This window comes from Oceaniglobus sp. K40-3, from assembly GCF_055808395.1.
Map to the genome: position 1 here is coordinate 2,929,128 of NZ_CM147868.1, position 22,918 is coordinate 2,952,045.

A 22,918-nucleotide genomic window follows, 5' to 3' on the forward strand; every position below is an offset into this window, starting at 1 on the left:
GCCGGAAAGGCGCCTTGCGTCCCGGACAGGAGGCCGATAGGCTGAGCGCGATTTAGCGCAAACAAATTTCTCTGCGCCAACATCCTGCCCATTCCCGCCCGTCACCCGGCCTGCCATTGCAAAGCGCCGACATCAGGGTCAGGCGCTGTGCAGGGTGTTCAACATTCAGAAGGTGCAGAATGCCGCACCATCACCGGCGCGGCCGGTCGGGGAAACACGCCCTGTCCGACACTGATTTTCCTCCGCGCCAACAGACATGGGGCCATGATGGCTGTGAACGATGAAATCATGCGCCAGACCGATACTGTCGGCTGGGCCGGTGCGATCAACACGATCTGGCGGGTGATCCGCCTGACCCTGAAAACCCCATGGGCGGTGGCCATTGCCCTGGTTTCGACGCTGATCGCCGCCTCGCTGCAACTGAGCATCCCGATCCTGCTGGGCCGGGCCATCGACCAGACCCAGCAACTGGCCGGGGCCGATCCACAGGCTGCGTCGGATGCGCTGTTGGCAACCGCCCTTCTGGTGCTGGTGGTGTCGGCGCTGCGCGGGCTGTTCACCACGTTTCAGAACTATTTCAGCGAATCCGTGGGCCATCACGTGGGTTATACCCTGCGCCGCGCCTATTATCAGAAGATCCAGACCCTCAGCTTCGGGTTTCACGACCGGGTTCATTCCGGCGACCTGATCACTCTCGGGATGCTGGACCTTGAGGGCGTGCGGATGTTCTTTTCCACCGGCCTTGTGCGGCTGTTGCTGTTGACGGTGCTGATCGGCATCGGTGGTGCGATGCTGCTGTCCACCGATTTCACCCTCGGGCTTGTCGCGCTCAGCTTTGTGCCGTTCGTGGCGTGGCGGTCTTCGGTCACTCAGATGCGGTTGCGCGGCACCTGGCTTGAGCTTCAGAACCGGCTGTCGGTTCTCAGCCGGGTGATGGAGGAAAATCTGGCCGGTATCCGTGTGGTGCGCGCCTTTACCGCCAAGCGGCATGAGCTGGGCAAATACAACACCGCCTCGCAAAGCGCGCTGGAGCTGGCCCATGATCGGGTGGGCATCCGCGTGCGCAACACCAGCGCGATGACGCTGTCGTTTTTCACCGCCATGGGGCTTGTCCTTTGGGTTGGGGGGCACAAGGTGATTTCGGGCGACATTACCGTCGGCACGCTGGCCTCGTTCCTGACGTTCATGACCATCCTGCAAATGCCGGTGCGCCAGTTGGGGATGCTGGTCAATTCCCTTGCCCGCACCGCCACCTGTGGTGAACGGATCTTTGCCCTGCTCGATCTGGATCTGGCCATCGACGACAAACCCGGTGCCAGGGATATCGAGGTCAGCGACGCGGTGCTGAAATTCGAAAACGTCGGCTTTGCCTATCCCGGCACCACCCGCAGCGCCCTGCATGATATTTCGTTCGAGGCCCGGCGCGGTGAAACCGTGGGCATCGTCGGCCCCCCGGCAGCGGCAAAAGCACGATCGCCCACCTGATTCCGCGGTTTTACGACGCCACCGCCGGACGGATCACCATCGACGGACAGGATATTCGTGATGTGACTGTGTCATCCCTGCGCCGGGCCGTCGTTTCGGTGCAGCAGGATGCCTATCTTTTCACCACCAGTCTGGAAAACAACATCGCCTATGGCGACCCCTGGGCGCCGCCAACCCAGATCACCGATGCCAGCGCCTCGGCGCAGTTGCATCAGTTCATCGCGACCCTGCCCGCCGGATATGAAACCGTGGTGGGCGAACGGGGCGCGTCCCTGTCGGGTGGCCAACGGCAAAGAATGACCATCGCACGCACCCTGATGCTGCGCCCTTCGGTTCTGATATTCGACGATTCCACCGCCGCCGTGGATGCCGGCACCGAACGGCGCATCCGCAGCACCATTCAGGCGCAGGCGTCAGAGCGGGTGACGATCATCGTGGCGCACAGGTTGAATTCGCTGATGCACGCCGACCGGATTTTGTTCATCGAAGAGGGCCGGATCGTCGAACGCGGCACCCATGCCGAATTGCTGGCATTGGGCGGACGTTACAAGGCGCTGCATGATCTGCAAATGACCCCGGTCGATAAGACCGCCAAAACCGGAGCAACAGCATGACAGCCGGCGAACTCGAAGTTGAACGCAACGACATCCGCGACGACGGGCGCCGCCCGCCCCGTGCGGTGGTCGGATCGCACCGCATGGAGGAAGATATCTTCGGTGCCGTGTTTGATCGCAAGATCGTCAACCGGATCGGCGTTTTCGTTCATCCCTATCGCAAACAACTGATCGTCGCGGTCATCGCCGTGCTGCTGTTTACCGCCACGCAACTGACGATTCCGCTGGTGATCCGCCATGTGATCGACAGCGAACTGGCCGCCAAGGTTGGCGGCAGCCCGTCGATGCTGCTGTCCATGGCGGTGTTCGGCGTGATCATTCTGGTGAATTTCGGGGCCAGTTTCATTCAGGAAAGCGTGGTGGGCAAGGTCGCGGAAAATGTACTGTTCGACATCCGCACCGCCATGTTCAGCCACCTTCAGGACGTGTCCCTGTCGTTCATGGACAAAACCGAGGTGGGCCGCCTCATGTCGCGCCTTCAGGGTGATGTGAACGCGATGCAGGAGTTTCTGGAAACCTCGGTGCTGTCCATCGGTGACATTGTTTTGCTGGTGGGTATCGTGGTGTCGATGCTCTGGCTGGATTGGCAGTTGGGCCTGCTGACGATCTGCGTTTTGCCGGTGCTGGCCATCGTGCGCATCATCTGGCTGCCCCGGGCGCGCGTCGCCTTCATGGCCGCCCACGAGGCAACATCCATCGCCAACGGCGCACTGGCCGAGGCGATTCACGGGGTGCGCACAGTGCAGGGAATGGACCGTCAGGATGTGAATTCGGCGCTTTACAACGACAAGATACAAAACACCCTGAACGCCCACCGCCGCGCCGCGAAATACGCGCAAACCATGGTGCCCATCGTCGACACCCTTACCGGCATTGCCATGGCGGTTGTCGTTGTGGTGGGCGGGGCCAAGGTTCTGGGCCGCACCCTTGATGTGGGGGTGATGGTGGCCTTTCTGTTTTATATTCAGCGGTTCTTTGATCCGATCCGTTCGCTTACCATGCAATATTCGGTGATGCAGCGGGCCATGGCCTCGGGGCAGCGATTGATCGATGTGCTGGGGGTAAAGGTGGATATCACCGATGCTGACGATGCGGTCGATCTGCCTGCTGACATGGATGGATCGGTTGAATTTCGCGATGTGCGGTTCGGCTATGACCCGGCCCATCCGGTTCTGAAAGACGTGAATTTCAAGGTGAATCCCGGCGAAACCGTTGCCCTTGTCGGCCCGACCGGTTCGGGCAAATCCAGCGCCATGGCCCTGTTGCACCGGTTTTACGATGTGCAGGGCGGTGCCGTTCTGTTGGGCGGACAGGACGTGCGGGATGTGACGCAGGCCTCGCTGGGCCGTTCCATCGCCATGGTGTTGCAGGAACCCTATCTGTTCACCGGCACCATTGCCGAAAACATCCGCTATAACGCCCCCGACATCAGCCAACACGATATTGAGGAAGCGGCCAAAGCGGTGGGCGCCCATGGGTTTATCACCGCCCTGCCCGAAGGGTACGGTACGATGATGGGCGAACGGGGCGGGTCACTGTCACTGGGCCAGTGCCAGTTGATCAGCTTTGCCCGCGCCCTGGTGGCCGATGCCAAGATTCTGGTGCTGGACGAGGCGACAGCCAGCATCGACAGCTATACGGAAATGCTGATCCAAAAGGCGCTGGCGCGGCTGCTTGAGGGGCGCACCGGCCTTGTCATCGCCCACCGTCTGGCCACCATCCGCGATGCCGACCGGATCATCGTGTTGCAGGCCGGCGAAGTTGTGGAACAGGGCACCCACGATGAATTGCTGGTTGCAGGGGGGCTTTATGCCCAGTTGTGTGCCGCTTCGGACGGGTCGTTTGACGATCTTGCTCAGGTTGCCCCCGGCGCGGCATCCTAGGTGCCATCTTGCGGCGTGGCGCCGAATTTCATAAGCGACCCCATGCGCCAGGTTTCTCCCTTGCCCCCCGCCCGCCTTCCGTGGACCTGGCCCTTGCGGGCCGGATATGCCGCCTATCAGGTGGCGGCGCATTTGCTGTTGCCGCTGCTGCTGGGGCTTGTCCTGCTGCGCGCCCGGCGCGAACCGCTTTATGCCGCCCATCTGCGTCACCGGTTCGGGTTTCTGCCCCCTGTCGCACCCGGCGGCATCTGGGTGTTTGCCGCCTCGTTGGGCGAAACCCGCGCGGTGACACCGCTGTTGCGCGAATTGATGGCACGGGGCCATCACATCATTCTGTCCCACAGCGCCCCGGCGGGGCTGGAAGAAGGGCGGCGCCAGTTTCCCGATGACATCGCCGCGGGCCGGTTGACCCAGACCTATATGGCGGTCGATCTGTTTTGGGCGTTGCGCCTTGCCCTGCGCCGCATCCGCCCGGCGCTGGCCCTGATCGTCGAGGCCGAAATCTGGCCCGCCCATATCGCCGCCTGCCTGCGCGCCGGGGTGCCGGTGGCCAAGGTCAACGCCAATCTGACCGAACGGTCCCTGCAACGGGACAGCGCCACCCGCGCCGGGCGTTTGCGGTTGTTTTTCCTCAAGGGGTTGGCGCGGGTGCTGACCAAAACGCCGGTTCACGTTGATCGTTATGCCCGTGCGGGGGTTGATCCGGCGCGCATTGTTTTGGTGGGCGAGCTGAAATTCGACCTGCCCCCGCGCCGTGATCTGATCGACCATGCGCTGACCCTGCGCCTGACGCTGGCGGGTGACCGCCCGGTCTGGATGATCGCGTCGTCCATCGAGGCCGAGGAAGACGCGCTGCACGGCGTGATCCGCGCCCTGCACGACCGGCTGCCCACCCCGCCCCTGATCGTCTGGGCGCCGCGCAGCCCCCAACGCTTTGGTGCCGTGGCCGACAGATTGGAACAGGACGGCTGGCGCGTGGGGCGGCGCAGCGTGATCTGGGACGCGGCGTTCAACGGCCCTGCCCCTGACGATCTGGATATTCTGGTGGCCGACAGCCTGGGCGAGATGGATTTTTCCTATGCCCTGGCCGATGTGGTATTTGTGGGCGCGACCCTTGCCGATATGGGCGGACACAACGTGAACGAACCCCTTGCGCTGGAACGCCCTGTCGTGACCGGGCCAAGCGTCTATGGCATCCCGACTCCGGCGCAAGAGGCGATTGCCTGTGGCGCGCTGCGGGTCTGTGCCGATGGTCCGGCGCTGGCCGATACGCTGGTTACGCTGTTCTCTGACCCCGCTGAACTGGCCGCGTTTCGCACCCGCACCGCCGGATTGACCGAACGCCACCTTGGCGCAGCCCGGCGCAGCGCCGATGCGCTGCACGATCTGGGGGTGCGCGATGGCTGAGCCGCTGATCGCCCTGCGCGGCGACGCCTCGCGCGCCATCGGCATGGGCCACCTGATCCGCCTGCGCGATCTGGGGCGCGAGCTGGCGCGGCGCGGGGTTGCCCACATCTATGCCTGCCTACCTGACACCGCGCCGATCCTGCGCACTCAGGGGATTGTGGCGGACCAAATCGTGCAGGCCGACAGCGGTTGGGCCACCCGCATCGCGCCCAGCCATATCGTGACCGATATCATGTGGTCGGGCAATGCGCAGGCCGGGGCGCGGGAAATCGCCACGCTGACGGCCACGGGCCGCCCCGTTACCGTGATTGATTCCATGCCCCCCGATCACTTTGTCACGCCTGCGGGGGCCACACCGCCCGCCTGTGTGATCACCCCCTATCTGGGCGCTATCCACCTGCGCCCGCCCCCCGCACGCCGGATTGGGCGGCAGGGGCCGAATTCGCCGTGATGGATGCCGCCTATCTTGCCGCCCGCGCCCGCGTTGCCCCGCCCCTGCCCCGGCGGGTGCTGGTCAGTTGCGGCGGCTCTGATCCCACCGGCCTCTCCCTGCGGGTGGCGCGGCATCTGGCACCCACCGGCCTTGGGATTGATCTGGTGATGGGGCCGCTTTACCCCGCCGAAACGCGCAGCGCCCTTGCCGATGTGGCCAAAGATCACCCCAACCTTGCCCTGCACGGCCCGCAACCGGGGCTGACCGCCCTGCTGGAAACCTGCGGGTTGGTGGTGGGGCGGATCGGGCTGTTGCGCTATCAGGCGGCGGTGCTGGGGCGGCACGGGATTTACCTGTTCGAGGGGCCACAATACCGCGCCTATCTTGAGAATTTCGCCCATGCCGGACTCGCCGAGGTGTTCTTTGCCGATCCCCCCGATGGCGATGCGCGCTTTCTTCAACATCTCGCCACCCTGGCCGATCCGGCGGTGCAAGACAGATTTTTCACCCTCAACACCGCCGCAATGGACGCCGTGCATGGAAATGGCGCCGCAAATGTGGTTGATCGGGTGTTGCAGCAATGACGGACCCGGAACATGCACCTGACCCTTGAAGGCAAAACCATCAGCCCCGAGGCCAAGCCTCTGCTGATCGCAGAAATCAGCGCCAACCACGACCGTGACCTTGATCAGGCGCTGGCGCTGGTGGATATCGCCGCCGATGCGGGGTGGGATTGCCTGAAGCTGCAAACCTATGACGCCGACACCCTGACGATCCCGTCAAACCACCCCTCGATGGCGATTGATCCGGTCTGGGGCCGTGAAAACCTGTATGAATTGTATCAGACCGCCGGCATGCCGATGGAATTCCACCGCCCGCTGTTTGACCGCGCCCGCGAACGCGGCCTGCTGCCGTTCACGTCAATCTATGACCCGCGCGATCTGGATTTCATCGAAGGCTTGGGCTGTTCCGTCTATAAGATCGCCAGTTTCGAGATGACATTCGACGATCTGCTGAGCGCCGTTGCAGGCACCGGCAAACCCGTGATCCTGTCCACCGGCATGGCCACCATGGATGAGGTCGCCCATGCGCTCGATGTGCTGGACCGGGGCAATGCGGGGCCGGTTGTCCTGCTCCATTGCTGTTCCAGCTATCCCGCGCCGCTGGACCAGATCAACCTGCGCGCCATGACCGCCATGGGCGATGCCTTTGGCCGGATGGTGGGGTTTTCCGACCACACCATAGGTGCGCGCGCGCCCCTTGCCGCCGCCGCCATGGGGGCTGTGGCGATTGAAAAACATTTCACCAACGATCCCAGCCGCAAAGGCCCCGATCACCGGTTTTCCGCCACCCCCGATGTGATGGCCGAAATCGCCACCGGCGTGGCCGAAATTCACGCCGCACAGGGCAACGGATTGAAACACACCACAAAGGCCGAAGAGGTGAGCAAGGCCGTCGGGCGCCGCTCGGCCTTTGCCCTGCGCGATTTGCCAGCGGGCCATGTAATTACCGCGGGTGATTTCCGCTTTGTGCGCCCCGGCGCCGGCATTCCCGCCAACCGCCCCGATCTGGTGCGTGGCGCGACCCTGACCCGCGCCGTAAAGGGCGGCGATCCGATCACCCCTGAGGATATTGCGTGACCACCATCGCGATCATGCAGCCCACCTTTCTGCCATGGCTGGGCTATTTCGCCCTGATCGACCGGGTGGATCAGTTTCTTTATCTCGATGATGTGCAGTTTTCGCGCCAAAGCTGGCAAAGCCGTAACCGCCTGAAAGGGCCAGAGGGGCCAGTCACCCTGCCCCTGTCCGTGGCGCGCAAACCATCGCGCCCCCTGATCCGCGACGCGCGGCTGGCCGATACCGGGTTTGAAACCGGCCTGATCGCCAGCGCCGAAAACCTGCTGGCCAAAACGCCCCACGCGCCCCTTGCCCTGACCATTCTGCGTGATGGGTTTGCGCAGGCCGAGGGCAGCCTTGCCCGCCTGAACATTACCATTATCGCGGGCATCTGCGCCGCCACAGGCATCGACACGCCACGCCAGACCACCACCGCGCTGGGGGTTGGCAGTGGCGAGAAAACCGACCGGCTGATCCGTCTGTGCCGGTCCTGCAATGCCAACCGTTACCTTTCGCCCATCGGATCAGCGGCCTATCTGGCCGGAGACACCACGTTTGACGAGGCCGAAATCGCCCTGCGGTTCCTCAATTATGACCACCCCACCTATCCCCAACGCTTTGGCCCGTTCACCAGCCACCTGTCGGCGCTTGATGCCCTGGCCAATGTCGGGCCGGACGGGTTCTTGCCGCTGGTGCGTGCGGGTGTGCGCCATGATCTGACGCTGGATGATCTGAAAGGACAGACATGAGCCACCATGACATCATCATCGCGGGGGCGGGTTTTGCCGGGATCTATGCCGCCTGGCGTCTTGCCCGCGACGGTGCAAAGGTTGCCCTGGTCGAGGCCGCACCACAGGTCGGCGGCAATCTGAATTCACGCCAATGGAATGGCTATTGGCTTGATAACGGGACACATAATTTCGATATGCGCACGCCATTGGGACAGGAATTCTATCCCGATATTCTGGGTGACGACATATTGATCTTTGAAGATCAGCAATGGGCGACCACGAACGATCAAACATGGGTCAGCGGGTTTGAACTGCCCTCGTTCGACGACGATCCCACCTTTTGCGCCGCCGCATTGGCGCAGCTTGACGGGGTGCGCCGCGCGCCTGCCCCGGCCCCCGCCACCACCTTTGCCGAGGAGTACCGCAACCGTTTCGGGCCGCTATTGGCCGACCGGGTGATCCCGATGATGCAAAAATATGTGGGCAGCCACCCCGGCGAATTTTCAAGGGATGCCCGTGGGGTGCTTGGCATGTTTTCGCGGGTGCGGCTGGGGTCGGATGCCGAGATGTCCGCCCTCAAATCCGCCGATCCGTTCTGGGACGACCGGCTTGGCGTATCGCTTTATTGTGGCGATGACCGGTTCATCGGGCGCAATGCCAACAAACGCTATGCCTTTCCGGCAAAGAAGGGCCTGAGCGGCTTTTGCGACGCCGCTGAACGGCGCCTGCGCGCCCTTGGCGTCGATCTGTTTCTGGGCGCGCCCGTCACCGAGGTTGCCGATTCATCGGACAGGATCAAGGTGAGCACACCCGACGCAACCCTGACCGGCGCGCACCTGTTCTGGTCCATGCCCGATACCATATTGGCCAAAGTTCTTGATCTTGATGTCGATCTGATGGCAGCGGCGATCCCGGTCGGGACCGCGTTTTTCGCCTTTGAGATGGATCAGGACGCCATTCTTGGCCCCGATTATCTTCATGATTATTCGGCTGATCGCCTGCCGTTCCGCTATAACAAGGCGGGGGTTTACAGCAATCAGACAAAGCCAGACGGCAAGACCTATGTAACCTGCGAAGTGCCGGGGCATCCGAAAGACCTGAAATCAGTTTTGTCCAAGGAAAGCGCCGAAAAGGCGTGGGAATCCATGAAAAATGTTGGATATGTGAAACCAGACGCCCAATACCATGATGCCACATCCTGGGCGCATCCGGTCGCGTTCACCCTGCCCAGGGGCGGCTGGCGCCCCGCGCATGAGCGCACGCAAGGCATGATCGCCGCCGTCAGCCCGCGCATTTCAGGGATCGCCTTTGGCTATCGCGGACGGTTGGCGTTCATGACCCATTATGACGATGTTCTGAAATCCCGGTTTGACGGAGTGCGCACATGAGCAAAGATCTGATCGCCCATTACCGCGCGTTGTTGCAGGAACACGGCCCCGGAGCGAAAGCCGTGCAATGGGCCGACGGTGAAACCCAGAGCGCCCGCTTTTCGGTTTTATCGAGCATTGCCAATCCGTTGGGGTCTGTTCTGGATGTGGGATGCGGGCTGGCACAGATGTGTTTTGATCTGCGCGCGCGGGGTTGGGGCGAACGGTATCACGGGGTGGATATCGTGCCGGAATTTGTCGAACTGGCCAACAAGGCGCTGGCCGACGATCCGCTGGCCGAGGTGTCGCTCACCGCACCCGACCTGCCCAAAGGGTACGACTATGCACTGCTGTCTGGGGTGTTCAACAACGCGCAGGATGACAATTGGGCCTTTGCCACGGGGATACTGCGCCAGATGTGGGCCGCAGCCGACAAAGGCATCGGTTTTAATGCCATGACATCGCATGTAGACTATTTTGACCCCGGTTTATGGTATGTCGACCCCCTAAAAATGTTCGAATTCTGCAAATCTGAACTGGGCGGGCATCCGGTGTTGCGGCACGATTACACCCTGCGTCCCGGTGGGTTCCCCTATGAATTCGCGATCTACGTCTATAAATCGCCGCGCGACTCCAAAGCCTGAAACATCAGTTCGGCCCTTATCCAGTCTTCGGGCGTGTCGATATCCTGCACCCGCCAGCGCGGCAGATGAATCGGTATTGTATCGGCGCCAAAGGGCGGCACATCGCCCCGCCACGCGGCACTGCGGCCCCAATAAAACTGACCGGCATCGTGAAATGCCTCTTCCAGATCCTGACTACGGGTCGTGTATTGATCGGGATCGAACATGGCCAGCCGACCCTCCACGACCCGCACCGCCCGCTGAATCGGAAAGCCGAAACCGGCAACCGGAATCGCATAGTGCGCCTTGGCCAGATGGGCCGCCCCATCCCGCAAATCATCGGCCCGCACAAACGGCGACGTGGCATAAAGACAGCACAGCGCAGCGGGCAGCGCGCCCTGTTCCTCGCACCAATCCAACGCGTGTTTGATCACCGCAACCGTGGTTGCGTGATCATCGGCCAGATGGGCGGGGCGGCGAAACGGCACTTCGGCCCCATATTCGCGCGCCACATCAGCGATGGCATCATCATCGGTGGAAACGATGATCCGGTCAAAACATTCTGCCTTTTCAGCGGCTTGAATGGACCATGCGATCATCGGTTTGCCCGCAAAGGGGCGAATGTTCTTGCCCGGAATCCGTTTCGACCCCCCCGCGCCGGAATCAGACAGATATTCATGCCAGCGCCCGCGTCAATTCAGACACCACCATATCCTGATCCTCGTCGCGCAAACCCGCATAAAGCGGGATCGAAATCGCCCGGGAATAATAGGTTTCCGCCGCCGGAAAATCACCGGGCGCAAAACCGTGCGATTGCCAATAGGGTTGGGTATGGACCGGAATATAATGGACATTCGCCAGAATCCCACAGCCCCGCAGATGATCGAACACTGCGCGGCGGCGGTCAGCTGCAACGCGGATCACGTAGAGGTGGAACGACGACAGGGTATGTGCCTGACGCCCGGGCCGCTGCAACGGCAGGTCGGCCAAAAGGCGGTCATAGCGATCGGCCAATGCGTTGCGCCGCGCCACAAATTCCTCAAGCCGCGTCATCTGGGCCACCCCAAGGGCCGCCTGCAATTCGGTCATGCGGTAATTCAGGCCAAGCTCAACCTGCTGGTAATACCAATCGCCATCAGGCGGATGGGTCATCAGCGCCGGATCGCGGGTGATGCCGTGGCTGCGCAACCGCTCCATCCGGGCGGCAAGGGCCGGGTTGTTGGTGGCGGCGGCGCCCCCTCGGCGGTGGTGACGATTTTTACCGGGTGAAAGCTGAACACGCAGATATCGGAATGTTCACAGGCGCCCACCGGGCGATTGCCAAAGCGCCCGCCGATGGCGTGACTGGCATCCTCGATCACCCGAAACCCAAACCGCTCGGCCAGGGCGCCGATGGCCGCCATATCGCAGGACTGGCCGCACATATGCACCGGCATCACGATTTTGGGCAGGCGCCCAAGTTCATGTGCCACATTAAGTTTGGCTTCCAATGCCTTGGGACACATATTGAAAGTATCGGGATCGATATCCACGAAATCAACATCTGCGCCGCACAGATGCCCCACATTCGCACTGGCCACAAAGGTGTTGGGCGTGGTCCAGAGAAGCTCGCCCGCCCCCAGATCAAGCGCAAGACAGGCAATGTGCAGCGCCGATGTGGCCGAGTTGACCGCCACAGCGTGGGCCGCGCCGGTGGCGGCGCACAGCGATGCCTCGAACAGCGGCACCTGCGGCCCTTGCGTCAGGAAATCGGACGCCAGAACATCGACGACCGCCTTGACGTCAGCCTCGGAAATATCCTGCCGACCGTAAGGGATCATGGAGAAACGCCCGCCACCATGGCCAGAAAATCAGCATGGCTGAGCCAATCTTCGTTCTGCCCGGAATCATAGACAAAGCCCTGTTCCACCGGCACCCCGGTTTCACCCAAGCGGTTGATTGAAAAGTCGGACTCAAAGGCGAAGGTGATCGTTGGTTTGATCACATAGTGATCGTCAAACGCCAGTGTCAGGTGGCTGTCATCCGCCGGGCACATCACCTCGTGCAGTTTTTCGCCGGGGCGGATGCCGATAATCCTTTGCGGCAGATCGGGCGCCATGGCGCGGGCCAGTTCGGTCATTTTCATGGACGGGATCTTGGGGACGAAAATTTCGCCGCCCTGCATCCGCTGGAAATTGGTCAGAACAAACTGCACCCCCTGATCCAGGGTGATCATGAACCGTGTCATATCCGCGTGGGTGATCGGCAGTTCGGTCGCCCCGCCCTCAATCAGACCCCGGAAAAACGGCACAACCGAGCCGCGCGACCCGACCACATTGCCATAACGCACAGCGGCAAACCGGGTGCGGCGCGACCCCACCATGTTGTTGGCCGCAACGAACAATTTGTCGCTGGCCAGCTTGGTGGCGCCATAAAGGTTCACCGGGTTCGCGGCCTTGTCGGTGGACAGCGCAATCACCCGATCCACATTGTTGGCCAGCGCCGCCTCGATCACGTTTTGGGCGCCGTGGATGTTGGTTTTCACCGCCTCGAACGGGTTATATTCCGCTGCCGGCACCTGTTTCAGGGCGGCGGCGTGAATCACGAAATCCACCCCGTCCATTGCCTCTTTCAGGCGCGGGCCATCACGGACATCGCCAATGAAATACCGCATCTGCGGCGCGTTATAGGTTTGCGCCATTTCGAATTGTTTCAATTCATCGCGGGAATAGATGATCACCTTGTTGGGGGTGTAATCGCGCAGGATATGTTCGACATATTTCTTGCCGAAACTGCCCGTGCCGCCGGTAATCAGGATGTTCTTGCCGTTGAACATTATGTGCTCTCTTGTCAGTGTCAGGGCAGGAATAGGGGTTTGACGCCCGCAACGCCATGACAAAACCGAAAGCGCAGAGAATGTTCAACCGATCCGAACTGGAAGAGGCGGCACGCCACGTTCACCGCCACATGGCCCCGACCCCGCAATATGCCTGGCCACAACTGGCCGCACGGCTGGGCTGCGAGGTGGTGATCAAACATGAAAACCACACGCCCACCGGTGCGTTCAAGGTGCGTGGCGCGCTGACATTCATGGATTGGCTGATCCGCACACAGCGCGATTGCCCCGGCATTGCCACCGCGACCCGTGGCAATCACGGGCAGGGTCAGGCGATGGCGGCAAAGGCGGCGGGGATGCGCGCACTTGTCTATGTGCCCCACGGCAATTCGGTGGAAAAAAACGCGGCGATGCGGGCCTTTGGCGCCGAACTGGTTGAATTTGGCGACGATTTCGACACCGCCAAGGATGAGGCAATTCGCGTGGGCCGGGCCGAGGGGTTGCACATTGTGCCGCCGTTCCACCGCGAACTGGTGCGCGGCGTGGCCACCTATGCCTATGAATTGTTCACCGCGCGCCCGGATCTCGACACCGTTTATGTGCCCATCGGTTGTGGATCGGGCATTTGCGGCACGATCATCGCCCGCGATGCCTTGGGCCTGTCCACGAAAATCGTCGGGGTGGTCAGCGAAAACGCCCAGACGGCCAAACTCTCGGCCGAGGCGGGGCGATTGATCACGACAGACAGCGCGCGCACCTTTGCCGATGGTATCGCCCTGCGCATGTCGGTGCAGGAGGCGGTTGATATCTACAGCACCGGCACCGAGCGGATCATCACCGTCAGCGACGATGAAATCGCCCATGGGATCCGCACCTATTTTACCGACATCCACACCCTTGCCGAAGGGGCCGGTGCCGCACCGCTGGCCGGGTTGATGCAGGAACGCGACCGGATGCAGGGCAAAAAGGTTGGCGTGATCCTGTCCGGCGGCAACATCGACACCGCATGGATGATAAAGGCGCTGAACGGGGAAACGCCGACGCCGGCCTAAGTGTGCGCTTTCAACAGGTTTTTCAGCAGGTCGACAGCGCATTATTTGCATTTGGCCCCCGATCGGACTAGAATCGGGGACATAAACCAAAACAGGCCCGGTCAACCGGCGCGTAAAAATAACGGTGCAACAAACACGAATGTCGAAAGAAGGCGCTCAGAATCTAACCCTCAGTCCGGCACGCAAACGCGACGTGCGCACACAATTCGGCGCCCTGTGCTGGCGGCGGCGCGACAGCGAGGTGCAAATCCTGCTTGTCACCACCCGGCGCACCAAACGCTGGGTCATCCCCAAGGGGTGGCCGATGGGCGGGCAAAGCCCCGCCGGTGCTGCCGCGATCGAAGCGTTTGAGGAAGGCGGCGTTGAAGGCGCGGTCAGCGATAATTGTCTGGGGATCTATACCTATACCAAAGAGATGGACGGCGACGATCTGCCTTGTGTGGTCGCGGTTTTTCCCCTGAAGGTCACGAAAAAACACGCCGACTGGCCCGAGGCCCATGAGCGCAAACGCCAGTGGTTCAGCGTGAAAAAGGCCGCGGCAAAGGTGCAGGAGCCTGACCTGAAACAGATCTTGCGCAATTTCAGCCCCAAGTCCAAGGGATGAAACACCCGGGGATTGATCCCCGCGCCCGATCGCCTAGGTTAGGGGCACAGGACAGGACAAACGATGATCCGCTTTTCTCTCACTTGCGCCAATCAACACAGTTTCGAAAGCTGGTTCGCCTCGGGCGCCGCTTTTGACGCCCTGTGTGACCGGCAGATGGTCACTTGCCCCACCTGCGGCGATACCGGGGTTACCAAATCATTGATGGCGCCGCAGGTGCGCACCGCACCGGCCCGCACAGACGAAACGCCCCGCGCCGTGGCCCTGTCTGGCGGATCGGATGATCCGGCGCACGAAGCCATTGCCAAACTGCGCAAGCTGGTCGAGGCGAATGCCGATGATGTGGGCAACAGTTTCGTGGCCGAGGCCCGGGCGATTCACGATGGTGAAAAGCCCGCCCGCTCGATCTATGGTCAGGCCAGGCCGGAAGAGGCACGCAAATTGGTCGAAGACGGCATTCCCATCGCCCCCCTGCCCTTTATCCCCACCCGCAAGACCAACTGAGCGCCTCGCGGGTCTGACGGGGTTACATCCCCTTGCGACGGGGTTACATCCCCTTGCCTCGCCCCCGCACAGCCCGTAAAAGCCGCGCGGATGCAAGGAAAGCAGAGCCGCTGACATGACACGACTGGTAATGAAATTCGGCGGCACCTCTGTCGCCACGCTTGACCGGATCAAACGCGCCGCGAAACGGGTGGGTCGCGAGGTGGCCAATGGCCACGAAGTGATCGTGATCGTATCGGCCATGTCTGGTAAAACCAACGAATTGGTGGGCTGGGTCAATGAAACCTCGCCGTTTTATGATGCCCGCGAATATGACGCGGTGGTCAGCAGCGGTGAAAACGTGACCGCCGGGCTGATGGCGCTGACGCTTCAGGAAATGGATGTTCCGGCGCGCAGTTGGCAGGGCTGGCAGGTGCCGCTGATCACCAATGGCGCCCACGGGGCCGCCCGGATCGAGGAAATCCCGACCACCAACATGGATGCCAAATTTGCCGAAGGCATGAAGGTGGCCGTGGTCGCCGGGTTTCAGGGAATCAGCCACGAGGGCCGCATCACGACCCTGGGCCGGGGTGGCAGCGACACCACGGCGGTGGCCTTTGCGGCGGCCCATGGGGCGGTGCGCTGTGACATCTATACCGATGTCGATGGCGTTTACACCACCGACCCGCGGGTCAGCAACAAGGCGCGCAAGCTTGACAAGATCGCGTTCGAGGAAATGCTGGAACTGGCCAGCCTCGGGGCCAAGGTGTTGCAAACCCGCAGTGTCGAACTGGCCATGCGCAACAAGGTGAAACTGCGGGTGCTGAGCAGTTTTGACGAATACGATGAAACCGCAGGAACGCTTGTCTGCGACGAGGAGGAAATCATGGAATCCAAGGCAGTGGCCGGTGTCGCCTTTTCGCGCGACGAGGCAAAGATGACCCTGATCAGCGTCGCCGACAAACCCGGCATCGCCGCCTCGATCTTTGGTCCTCTGGCCGAGGCGGGCGTGAATGTCGACATGATCGTGCAGAACATCTCGGAAGAGGGGCGCACGGATATGACATTTTCCTGCCCCGTCGATCAGGTCGCCCGCGCCGAAAAGGCAATGGCCGAGGCCAAGGCCGCAGGTCACATTGATTATTCCGATCTGGTGGCCGACACCAATGTCGCCAAGGTTTCGGTTGTAGGCATCGGCATGCGCAGCCACGCCGGCGTTGCCGCCCGCATGTTCCAGAGCCTGCGCGACGAAGGCATCAACATCAAGGTCATCACCACCTCCGAGATCAAGATCTCGGTGCTGATCGACCGCAAGTATATGGAACTGGCGGTTCAGGCCCTGCACGATTGTTTCGAGCTGGAGAAACCCTGATCCGGGCTGGCGCGGGCGGTTTTTTCGTCGCACTATCGGTCGGCCGATCCCTGCAACCTGCCCGGAGCCATGCCGATGAACCGATTTCTAGCCACCTCGCTTGCCGCGCTGCTGTGCGCGCCCCCTGTCCTTGCCCAGGGGTTCGACGTGACCGTACTGGGCGCCACAGGTGGCATTCAGGACGGCAATCTGTCCGCCTTCATGATCGCGCCTCATGGCGATCCGCGTGCCGTCACCTGTGACGCGGGCGCGCTGGTTGCCGGGCTGATTGCCGCCGAGGCGCAGGGCAGCCTTGATGGGGTCACCCCGCCGGACGGGTCGGAATATACCCGCATCGGATACACCCTGACCGGGGTGATCAAGGGCTATATGATTTCTCATGCGCACATGGATCATATCGCCGGGCTGATCGCCGCCTCGCCCGACGATTCCTCAAAACCGATCTATGGTCTTGCGTCGGTTCAGGACGACATCCGCGATACCTATTTCAACTGGCAGGCCTGGCCGAACTTTGGCACCTCGGGGGTTGAACCGCATCTGGGCAAATACCCCGCCACCGTTCTGACCCCGGGCGAGCAAACCAAGGTCAGCGATACCGCGATGCTGGTCACCGCCTTTCCCCTGCTGCACAGCGGCGTGGAATCCACCGCGTTCCTGCTGGAACAGGGCGGCGATGCCCTGCTGTGCCTTGGCGATACCGGCCCGGACAGCGTGAACGGTTCCGGTTCGCTGATGGCCTTGTGGGAGGCCGTCGCCCCCCTGGCCACAACGGGCGCGCTGAAGGGCGTAATCATCGAAAGCTCTTACACCTCGGACCGCCCTGACAATTTGCTGTTCGGCCATTTGACCCCCCGCCATGTTCTTGCGGAACTCGGTCAGCTTGCCGCGCTTGCCGGTGAAGGCACGTTGAAAGACATGCCTGTGATTATCAGCCATGTGAAATATTCGCTGAAAACCGGCATTCCGCCGCAACAGCAAGTGCTGAAAGAACTGCAAAGCATGGACACCCTGGGCCTGCGGTTCATCATGCCGGAACAAGGCGCGCTGTATCATCTGGGAACAGACTAGCCCCCCGACCGCCGGCGCCCGGTCAAATTGGAAACACAGCGTTTGCGAAATGCGTTTCGCTCGGCCCACGGTTGTGATCTAAACGGTAACGGGCCGTGCGAACGGTCGGCAAATCAGGATCAAAGCGTAGCGATGCCAGAACGCACCGAGACCGAAAGCCGCAAACTTCTGGGCCGCCTGCGCGAGGCCCTGGCCGATGACAGCGCCGGACAGGCTCGGCTTGACCGCATTACCGCGCTCACGGCCAATTCCATGGAAACCGAGGTCTGTTCGATCTATCTGTTCCGCGATGCCGACACACTCGAGCTGTGCGCCACCGAAGGCCTGAACAAGGACGCCGTGCATCAGACCCGGATGCGGCTGGGCGAAGGTTTGGTTGGGCGGGTGGCCAAATCGGCCCGCCCGGTCAACAGCGCCAACGCCCCGCAGGCCCGCGGTTTTCGCTTTATGCCCGAAACCGGAGAAGAGATTTATTCCTCCTTTCTCGGGGTTCCGATTCAGCGGCTGGGCGAACGGCTGGGTGTTCTTGTGGTCCAAAGCAAAGACGCCCGCAGCTATTCCGACGATGAGGTTTACGCGCTGGAAGTCGTCGCGATGGTTCTGGCGGAAATGACCGAACTGGGCGCCTTTGTGGGCGAAGGCGCCGCCCTGTCGGCGCGCCACCAGAATTCGGTCATGATCCGGGGCACCGTGGGGCAGGAAGGCACCGCCGATGGCCATGTCTTTCTGCACGAACCCCGGGTTGTGGTCACCAACCCCATCGCCGACGATCCACAGCGCGAATCCGAACGCCTGACAACCGCCGTCGATCAGTTGCGTCTGTCCGTCGATGAAATGCTGGGCCGCAATCAGATAATCGACAAGGACAGTCGGCAGGTTCTGGAAACCTATCGCATGTTCGCCAATTCCCGCAGTTGGATGCGCCGGATGCAAGAGGACATCGGCCTTGGCCTTTCGGCCGAAGCGGCGGTGGAAAAGGAACAATCCAGCGCCCGGTCGCGCCTGCATTCGGTTCCCGATCTTTACATGCGCGAACGGCTGCACGATCTTGACGATCTGTCCAACCGCCTGCTGCGCATCCTGACAGGGCAAGGCGGGGAAACCGGCGCGGAAATGCCCGAACGCCCGATCCTGATCGCGCGCAACATCGGGCCAGGGGAATTGTTGGAATACGGGCGGGCGCTGCGCGGTGTCGTGCTGGAACAGGGGTCGGTGGGCAGCCATGCCGCCATTGTCGCCCGGGCGCTGGCGATTCCACTGATCATCCACGCCGAGCGGATCACCACAGAGGCCCTGAACGGGGACCGTATTCTGCTGGACGGGGATCAGGGCATCATCCATCTGCGCCCCGAAGAAAGCGTCGCAATGGCGTTTCGCGACAAGATCCTGATGCAGGCCAGCGCACAGGAACGCTATGCCTCGATCCGGGATCAACCCGCCGAATCGAAATGCGGCAAGGTGATCAAGCTGATGATGAACGCCGGGCTGATGGCCGATCTGCCATCCCTGGAAGGGTCGGGCGCCGAAGGCGTAGGCCTGTTCCGCACCGAGCTTCAGTTCCTGATCCGCAGTCATGTGCCGCGCCGGGGCGAACTGGCCGCGCTTTATTCGCGGGTGCTGGACGCCGCCAAGGGACGGCCTGTTGTCTTTCGCACCCTTGATATCGGGTCGGACAAGGTGCTGCCCTATATGAAGCCGCAGGACGACGAACCGAACCCGGCCCTTGGCTGGCGCGCGATCCGCGTCGGGCTGGATAAACCCGGCGTCATGCGGATGCAGATTCAGGCGCTGATCCGCGCCACCGCCGGGCGGCCCCTGTCGGTGATGTTTCCCTTTGTCGCCCAGTTCGATGAATTCCGTCAGGCGCGCCAGCACGTGCTGAACGAAATCGAGCGCGAAAGGAAGCTTGGCCACGTCCTGCCGTCGGATCTGAAAATCGGCGCGATGCTGGAAACGCCCTCGCTTGCCTTTGCGCCGCGCCAATTTTTCGAGATGGCTGATTTCATCTCGATCGGCGGCAATGATCTGAAACAGTTTTTCTTTGCCGCTGACCGTGAAAACGAACGGGTGCGCCGCCGCTATGACACGCTGAACGTGTCGTTCCTGTCGATGATCGAATATATCGTCGGGCGCTGTGCGGAAACGGACACGCCCGTGTCGTTCTGCGGCGAAGACGCGGGCCGCCCGATCGAGGCGATGTGTTTCGCCGCCATGGGGCTGCGGTCGCTGTCCATGCGCCCCGCTTCAATCGGGCCAGTGAAACACCTGCTGCGCCGGGTCGATCTGGACGAGGCAAAGGCGGTAATCGACGCATCATGGGCGTCGGGCGATCAATCGGTGCGCCCGGCGATCATCGACTGGCTGCGCAAACAAGGCTGAGCCTGGCGGTTTAGCGCAGGGTTTTCGGCGGAGAGATCATCAGGCGGAATTCGCGCATCAGGGTTTCGACATCAACATCCCCGTCGCGCGCCAGCGCCCGCAGCCCGAAATAGACCCGCGCCATTTCCTGATAATAACTGGTAAAGGCGTAATTCGTGGCCGCCCCCGCCACGGCGCCAATCACCGGCACCGTCTGCGCGGCCAGCTTTTGACCCAGAACCGTGGCCATCCGCGGCGCGATCCGCGCGATCAACCCATGTACCGCCGCGCCGGTCAGGGTGATCCGCGTGGTCAGGAACGCCACATCGGTGCCATCGTCGCGCGCCAATGGCCCGGCGGCGGCGAAGACCTGCAAACACTGCATGCGCACCTTTTCTTCGGCGGGGTCAAACTCGTGATCGGCGGCAATTCCCTGAATCGCGCGCAACAGAACGGTGGTGGTCACCGGCAGTTCCGCCAGCGCAGTGGGCAACCCACCGGCCCCGCCAGCCGCCCCCATGGCCGTGCTGACAGCGGTGTTCAGCCAATCGGCACGGTCGCGCACCGAAACCCGCGACCGGCTGGCCGCATCAAAAGCCACCTCAAGGGCGCGGCGGGTGGCGCCATCCAACCCCTTGCGCACCGCCATGGGCAATTTGCCCAACAGCCCCTCGGCCTGCCCCCCCACAAGGGACAGCACCTGCATTCCGATGCCATCGGCACTGCGGAACCTTCGGGCAAGCTGTTCCAGCGCGGCGCGGGTGGCATCGTCAAGGACGGCGGTGTCAGGCGGGATTTTCAGATCATTCTGCTCCATACCCTATAAGTGGGCTGCCCCGGTGGATTTGACAAGACAGCGGATTACAGGGCCTTTTCGACCGGTCCTGTCACATCATCCCAACCACCCGGTTGCAATGCCAGCCCCAGAACCCGCGCCGGGTTGGTTGGCGGGGGCATCTGCACGCGGTGCAAACGATGAAACCCGAAACGGCTGTAATAGGGTTCATCCCCCACCAGCATCACCCGCACCCAGCCGCCAGTGGTGGCCAATGTCAGGCTCTCCATCATCAACAGCGCGCCCAATCCTTCGCCCTGGCGGGTCGGATGCACCGCAATCGGCCCCAGCAACAGCGCCGTCGCCCCGCCAATGCGCACCGGCCAATACCGGATAACGGCGGCCACGACACCGGCCTCATCCCGCGCCACAAGGCACAGATCGCCCACAGGCGCCACACCATCGCGCAACCGGTACGAACTCAGCGCCTCGCGCCCGGGGGCGAAACACAGATCATACAACGCCTCGACCTCCCACCAATCCTCTGGCGTTTCTTGCTCAAGCCGGATCAACCGCACCCCCTGTTCGCACTGGAAACGCCCCTAGCACGGCGTTAGGAGTGGTTCAAACCACATCGCCAAAAGGGTGTTCATGTTCTATCGTCCCGCCGAGGGCCACGGCCTGCCCCACAACCCGTTCAACGCCGTCGTCACCCCCCGGCCCATCGGCTGGATCAGCAGCCGGGGCGGTGACGGGCAAGACAACCTGGCGCCCTATTCGTTCTTCAACGCCGTCGCCTATGACCCGCCGCAGGTGATGTTCGCCAGCACATCCGCCAAACCCGACCGCGGCAACACCAAGGATTCAGTGGCCAATATCCGCGATACCGGCGTGTTCTGTGTGAACGTGGTGGAATACGCCATGCGCGACGTGATGAACATTACGTCCGGGCCATGGGAGCGCGGCACAGATGAATTTACAAAGGCGGGGGTTGAACGGGCCGAATGTGACACCATCGCCTGTTCACGGGTGGCGGGCGCCCCGGCCAACCTTGAATGCCGCATGACCCGGATCGTGCAATTGCCGGGGGCGGCGAATTTCGTGGTGTTTGGCGAGGTCGTGGGCGTACATCTGCGCGATGATTGCCTGCGCGATGGCGCGTTCGATGTGACCACCTTTCAACCACTGGCGCGGCTTGGGTATCGTGATTATGCCCGGGTCAGCGAATTGTTCAGCCTCACCCGTCCGGGCGAGTGAGCGCCCAATCGGCGGTTTTCAACCGATGGCCGTCACGCTACACCGGTGATGCGATTTCAACCAGGGGGGCGACAGCCATGGCACAGACGATGCTGGGATTCATTGGCGGATCAGGGCTTTATGATATCGAAGGGTTGCAGGATGCGGCCTGGGTCGATGTCAGTGGCCCATGGGGCGCGGCCTCGGACCAGATCCTGACCGGAACGCTGGATGGCGTCGCACTCGCCTTTCTGCCCCGCCACGGGCGCGGGCACCTGCACAGCCCCACCACGGTGCCCTACCGCGCCAACATCGACGCTCTGAAACGGTTGGGGGTGACGGATGTGGTGTCGATCTCGGCCTGTGGGTCGTTCCGCGCGGAAATGGCACCCGGGGATTTCGTGATCGTGGATCAATTCATTGATCGCACCTTCGCGCGGGAAAAATCGTTCTTCGGCACCGGCTGTGTCGCCCATGTCAGCGTCGCCCACCCAACCTGCCCCCGGCTTGACGCGGCCTGCCGCACTGCGGCCGAGGCGGAAGGGATCACCGTCCACAACGGTGGCACCTATCTGGCCATGGAGGGGCCGCAGTTTTCATCGGTTGCGGAAAGCAAGATGTACCGCTCCTGGGGCTGCGACGTGATCGGGATGACCAATATGCCCGAAGCCAAACTCGCCCGGGAGGCCGAATTGTGTTACGCATCGGTCGCGATGATCACCGATTACGACAGCTGGCACCCCGATCACGGGGCGGTGGATATCACCGAAATCATCAAGACCCTGAACGGCAATGCCGCCAATGCCCGGGGCCTCGTCGGTCGGTTGCCCTCCCTTCTCGGCCCCGAACGCGCACCCTGCCCCCACGGATGTGACCGGGCGCTGGACTATGCGATCATGACGGCCCCCGACAAACGCGACCCCGCCCTTTTGGCCAAGCTTGACGCCGTGGCCGGCCGGGTGCTTGGCTGACTGTCCATACCTCTCCATTCCC

The 22,918-nt window shown here is 62.2% G+C and carries 22 protein-coding genes and 1 pseudogene; 18 read left to right on the forward strand and 5 right to left on the reverse strand.

Annotation, left to right across the window (positions count from 1 at the left end; translation table 11 throughout):
• Positions 1-267 precede the first annotated feature (267 nt).
• The 10 genes from AC0L7P_RS15215 to AC0L7P_RS15260 are packed head-to-tail and all read left to right on the forward strand — an operon-like array spanning position 268 to position 10,183.
• A complete protein-coding gene (locus AC0L7P_RS15215) occupies positions 268-1,485 on the forward strand; it encodes an ABC transporter transmembrane domain-containing protein (RefSeq protein WP_473433491.1) in 1,218 nt (405 codons plus the stop codon).
• Positions 1,485-2,099 (forward strand): ATP-binding cassette domain-containing protein, encoded by a 615-nt coding sequence (locus tag AC0L7P_RS15220; RefSeq protein WP_473435479.1) that lies wholly within the window; start codon positions 1,485-1,487, stop codon positions 2,097-2,099. Before AC0L7P_RS15215 ends, AC0L7P_RS15220 begins: the two co-directional genes overlap by 1 nt.
• Positions 2,096-3,982 carry an ABC transporter ATP-binding protein gene (locus AC0L7P_RS15225; RefSeq protein WP_473433492.1) on the forward strand — a complete coding sequence of 629 codons (1,887 nt, stop codon included), beginning with the start codon at positions 2,096-2,098 and terminating at the stop codon, positions 3,980-3,982. The genes AC0L7P_RS15220 and AC0L7P_RS15225 overlap by 4 nt, the downstream gene beginning before the upstream one ends.
• A 42-nt stretch (positions 3,983-4,024) precedes the next feature.
• Entirely contained in the window at positions 4,025-5,389 is a 1,365-nt protein-coding gene (locus AC0L7P_RS15230; RefSeq protein ID WP_473433493.1) for a 3-deoxy-D-manno-octulosonic acid transferase, read from the forward strand.
• Complete coding sequence (locus AC0L7P_RS15235; RefSeq protein ID WP_473433494.1) at positions 5,382-5,840, forward strand: hypothetical protein; 459 nt, start codon at positions 5,382-5,384, stop codon at positions 5,838-5,840. The genes AC0L7P_RS15230 and AC0L7P_RS15235 overlap by 8 nt, the downstream gene beginning before the upstream one ends.
• Positions 5,837-6,406 carry a hypothetical protein gene (locus AC0L7P_RS15240; protein WP_473433495.1) on the forward strand — a complete coding sequence of 190 codons (570 nt, stop codon included), beginning with the start codon at positions 5,837-5,839 and terminating at the stop codon, positions 6,404-6,406. Before AC0L7P_RS15235 ends, AC0L7P_RS15240 begins: the two co-directional genes overlap by 4 nt.
• 12 nt (positions 6,407-6,418) lie before the next feature.
• The gene (locus AC0L7P_RS15245; RefSeq protein WP_473433496.1) at positions 6,419-7,462 is read left to right on the forward strand and encodes an N-acetylneuraminate synthase family protein; all 1,044 of its coding nucleotides are present in this window, start codon (positions 6,419-6,421) and stop codon (positions 7,460-7,462) included.
• Positions 7,459-8,190: a WbqC family protein gene (locus tag AC0L7P_RS15250; protein ID WP_473433497.1), complete on the forward strand. Its 732-nt coding sequence runs from the start codon at positions 7,459-7,461 to the stop codon at positions 8,188-8,190. The genes AC0L7P_RS15245 and AC0L7P_RS15250 overlap by 4 nt, the downstream gene beginning before the upstream one ends.
• On the forward strand, positions 8,187-9,560 hold the full coding sequence (locus tag AC0L7P_RS15255; protein ID WP_473433498.1) for a protoporphyrinogen/coproporphyrinogen oxidase: 1,374 nt from the start codon (positions 8,187-8,189) through the stop codon (positions 9,558-9,560). Before AC0L7P_RS15250 ends, AC0L7P_RS15255 begins: the two co-directional genes overlap by 4 nt.
• Positions 9,557-10,183, forward strand: coding sequence for a class I SAM-dependent methyltransferase (locus AC0L7P_RS15260; RefSeq protein ID WP_473433499.1), 627 nt, complete (start codon positions 9,557-9,559; stop codon positions 10,181-10,183). Before AC0L7P_RS15255 ends, AC0L7P_RS15260 begins: the two co-directional genes overlap by 4 nt.
• On the opposite strand, the gene pseF is transcribed toward AC0L7P_RS15260, so the two are convergent.
• The 3 genes and pseudogenes from pseF to pseB form a co-directional block, all read right to left on the reverse strand.
• Complete coding sequence (gene pseF / locus AC0L7P_RS15265; RefSeq protein ID WP_473433500.1) at positions 10,153-10,761, reverse strand: pseudaminic acid cytidylyltransferase; 609 nt, start codon at positions 10,759-10,761, stop codon at positions 10,153-10,155. The genes AC0L7P_RS15260 and pseF overlap by 31 nt on opposite strands.
• Before the next feature lie 76 nt (positions 10,762-10,837).
• Positions 10,838-11,982, reverse strand: a pseudogene (pseC, locus tag AC0L7P_RS15270) (UDP-4-amino-4,6-dideoxy-N-acetyl-beta-L-altrosamine transaminase).
• Positions 11,979-12,977, reverse strand: coding sequence for a UDP-N-acetylglucosamine 4,6-dehydratase (inverting) (gene pseB / locus AC0L7P_RS15275; protein WP_473433501.1), 999 nt, complete (start codon positions 12,975-12,977; stop codon positions 11,979-11,981). Before pseB ends, pseC begins: the two are co-directional and overlap by 4 nt.
• Before the next feature lie 80 nt (positions 12,978-13,057).
• Between pseB and AC0L7P_RS15280 the strand changes: the two genes are divergently transcribed.
• From AC0L7P_RS15280 to ptsP, 6 genes are all read left to right on the forward strand, one after another.
• On the forward strand, positions 13,058-14,029 hold the full coding sequence (locus AC0L7P_RS15280) for a threonine dehydratase (protein WP_473433502.1): 972 nt from the start codon (positions 13,058-13,060) through the stop codon (positions 14,027-14,029).
• Between the two features lie 193 nt (positions 14,030-14,222).
• The gene (locus AC0L7P_RS15285; RefSeq protein WP_473433503.1) at positions 14,223-14,633 is read left to right on the forward strand and encodes an NUDIX hydrolase; all 411 of its coding nucleotides are present in this window, start codon (positions 14,223-14,225) and stop codon (positions 14,631-14,633) included.
• Positions 14,634-14,696: 63 nt separating this feature from the next.
• The gene (locus AC0L7P_RS15290; RefSeq protein ID WP_473433504.1) at positions 14,697-15,137 is read left to right on the forward strand and encodes a DUF1178 family protein; all 441 of its coding nucleotides are present in this window, start codon (positions 14,697-14,699) and stop codon (positions 15,135-15,137) included.
• Between the two features lie 115 nt (positions 15,138-15,252).
• Positions 15,253-16,488 carry an aspartate kinase gene (locus tag AC0L7P_RS15295; RefSeq protein ID WP_473433505.1) on the forward strand — a complete coding sequence of 412 codons (1,236 nt, stop codon included), beginning with the start codon at positions 15,253-15,255 and terminating at the stop codon, positions 16,486-16,488.
• A 75-nt stretch (positions 16,489-16,563) separates the two neighbouring features.
• Entirely contained in the window at positions 16,564-17,556 is a 993-nt protein-coding gene (locus AC0L7P_RS15300; protein WP_473433506.1) for an MBL fold metallo-hydrolase, read from the forward strand.
• Positions 17,557-17,688: 132 nt separating this feature from the next.
• Complete coding sequence (ptsP, locus tag AC0L7P_RS15305; RefSeq protein WP_473433507.1) at positions 17,689-19,935, forward strand: phosphoenolpyruvate--protein phosphotransferase; 2,247 nt, start codon at positions 17,689-17,691, stop codon at positions 19,933-19,935.
• A 10-nt stretch (positions 19,936-19,945) separates the two neighbouring features.
• Here ptsP and AC0L7P_RS15310 read toward each other — a convergent pair whose 3' ends face one another.
• Positions 19,946-20,731 (reverse strand): EcsC family protein, encoded by a 786-nt coding sequence (locus AC0L7P_RS15310; protein WP_473433508.1) that lies wholly within the window; start codon positions 20,729-20,731, stop codon positions 19,946-19,948.
• Between the two features lie 44 nt (positions 20,732-20,775).
• Complete coding sequence (locus tag AC0L7P_RS15315) at positions 20,776-21,261, reverse strand: GNAT family N-acetyltransferase (protein WP_473433509.1); 486 nt, start codon at positions 21,259-21,261, stop codon at positions 20,776-20,778.
• A 79-nt stretch (positions 21,262-21,340) separates the two neighbouring features.
• Between AC0L7P_RS15315 and AC0L7P_RS15320 the strand changes: the two genes are divergently transcribed.
• Both AC0L7P_RS15320 and AC0L7P_RS15325 read left to right on the forward strand, forming a co-directional pair.
• The gene (locus AC0L7P_RS15320; RefSeq protein ID WP_473433510.1) at positions 21,341-21,946 is read left to right on the forward strand and encodes a flavin reductase family protein; all 606 of its coding nucleotides are present in this window, start codon (positions 21,341-21,343) and stop codon (positions 21,944-21,946) included.
• 77 nt (positions 21,947-22,023) lie between these two features.
• Complete coding sequence (locus AC0L7P_RS15325; protein ID WP_473433511.1) at positions 22,024-22,896, forward strand: S-methyl-5'-thioadenosine phosphorylase; 873 nt, start codon at positions 22,024-22,026, stop codon at positions 22,894-22,896.
• The last annotated feature ends 22 nt before the right edge of the window (positions 22,897-22,918 follow it).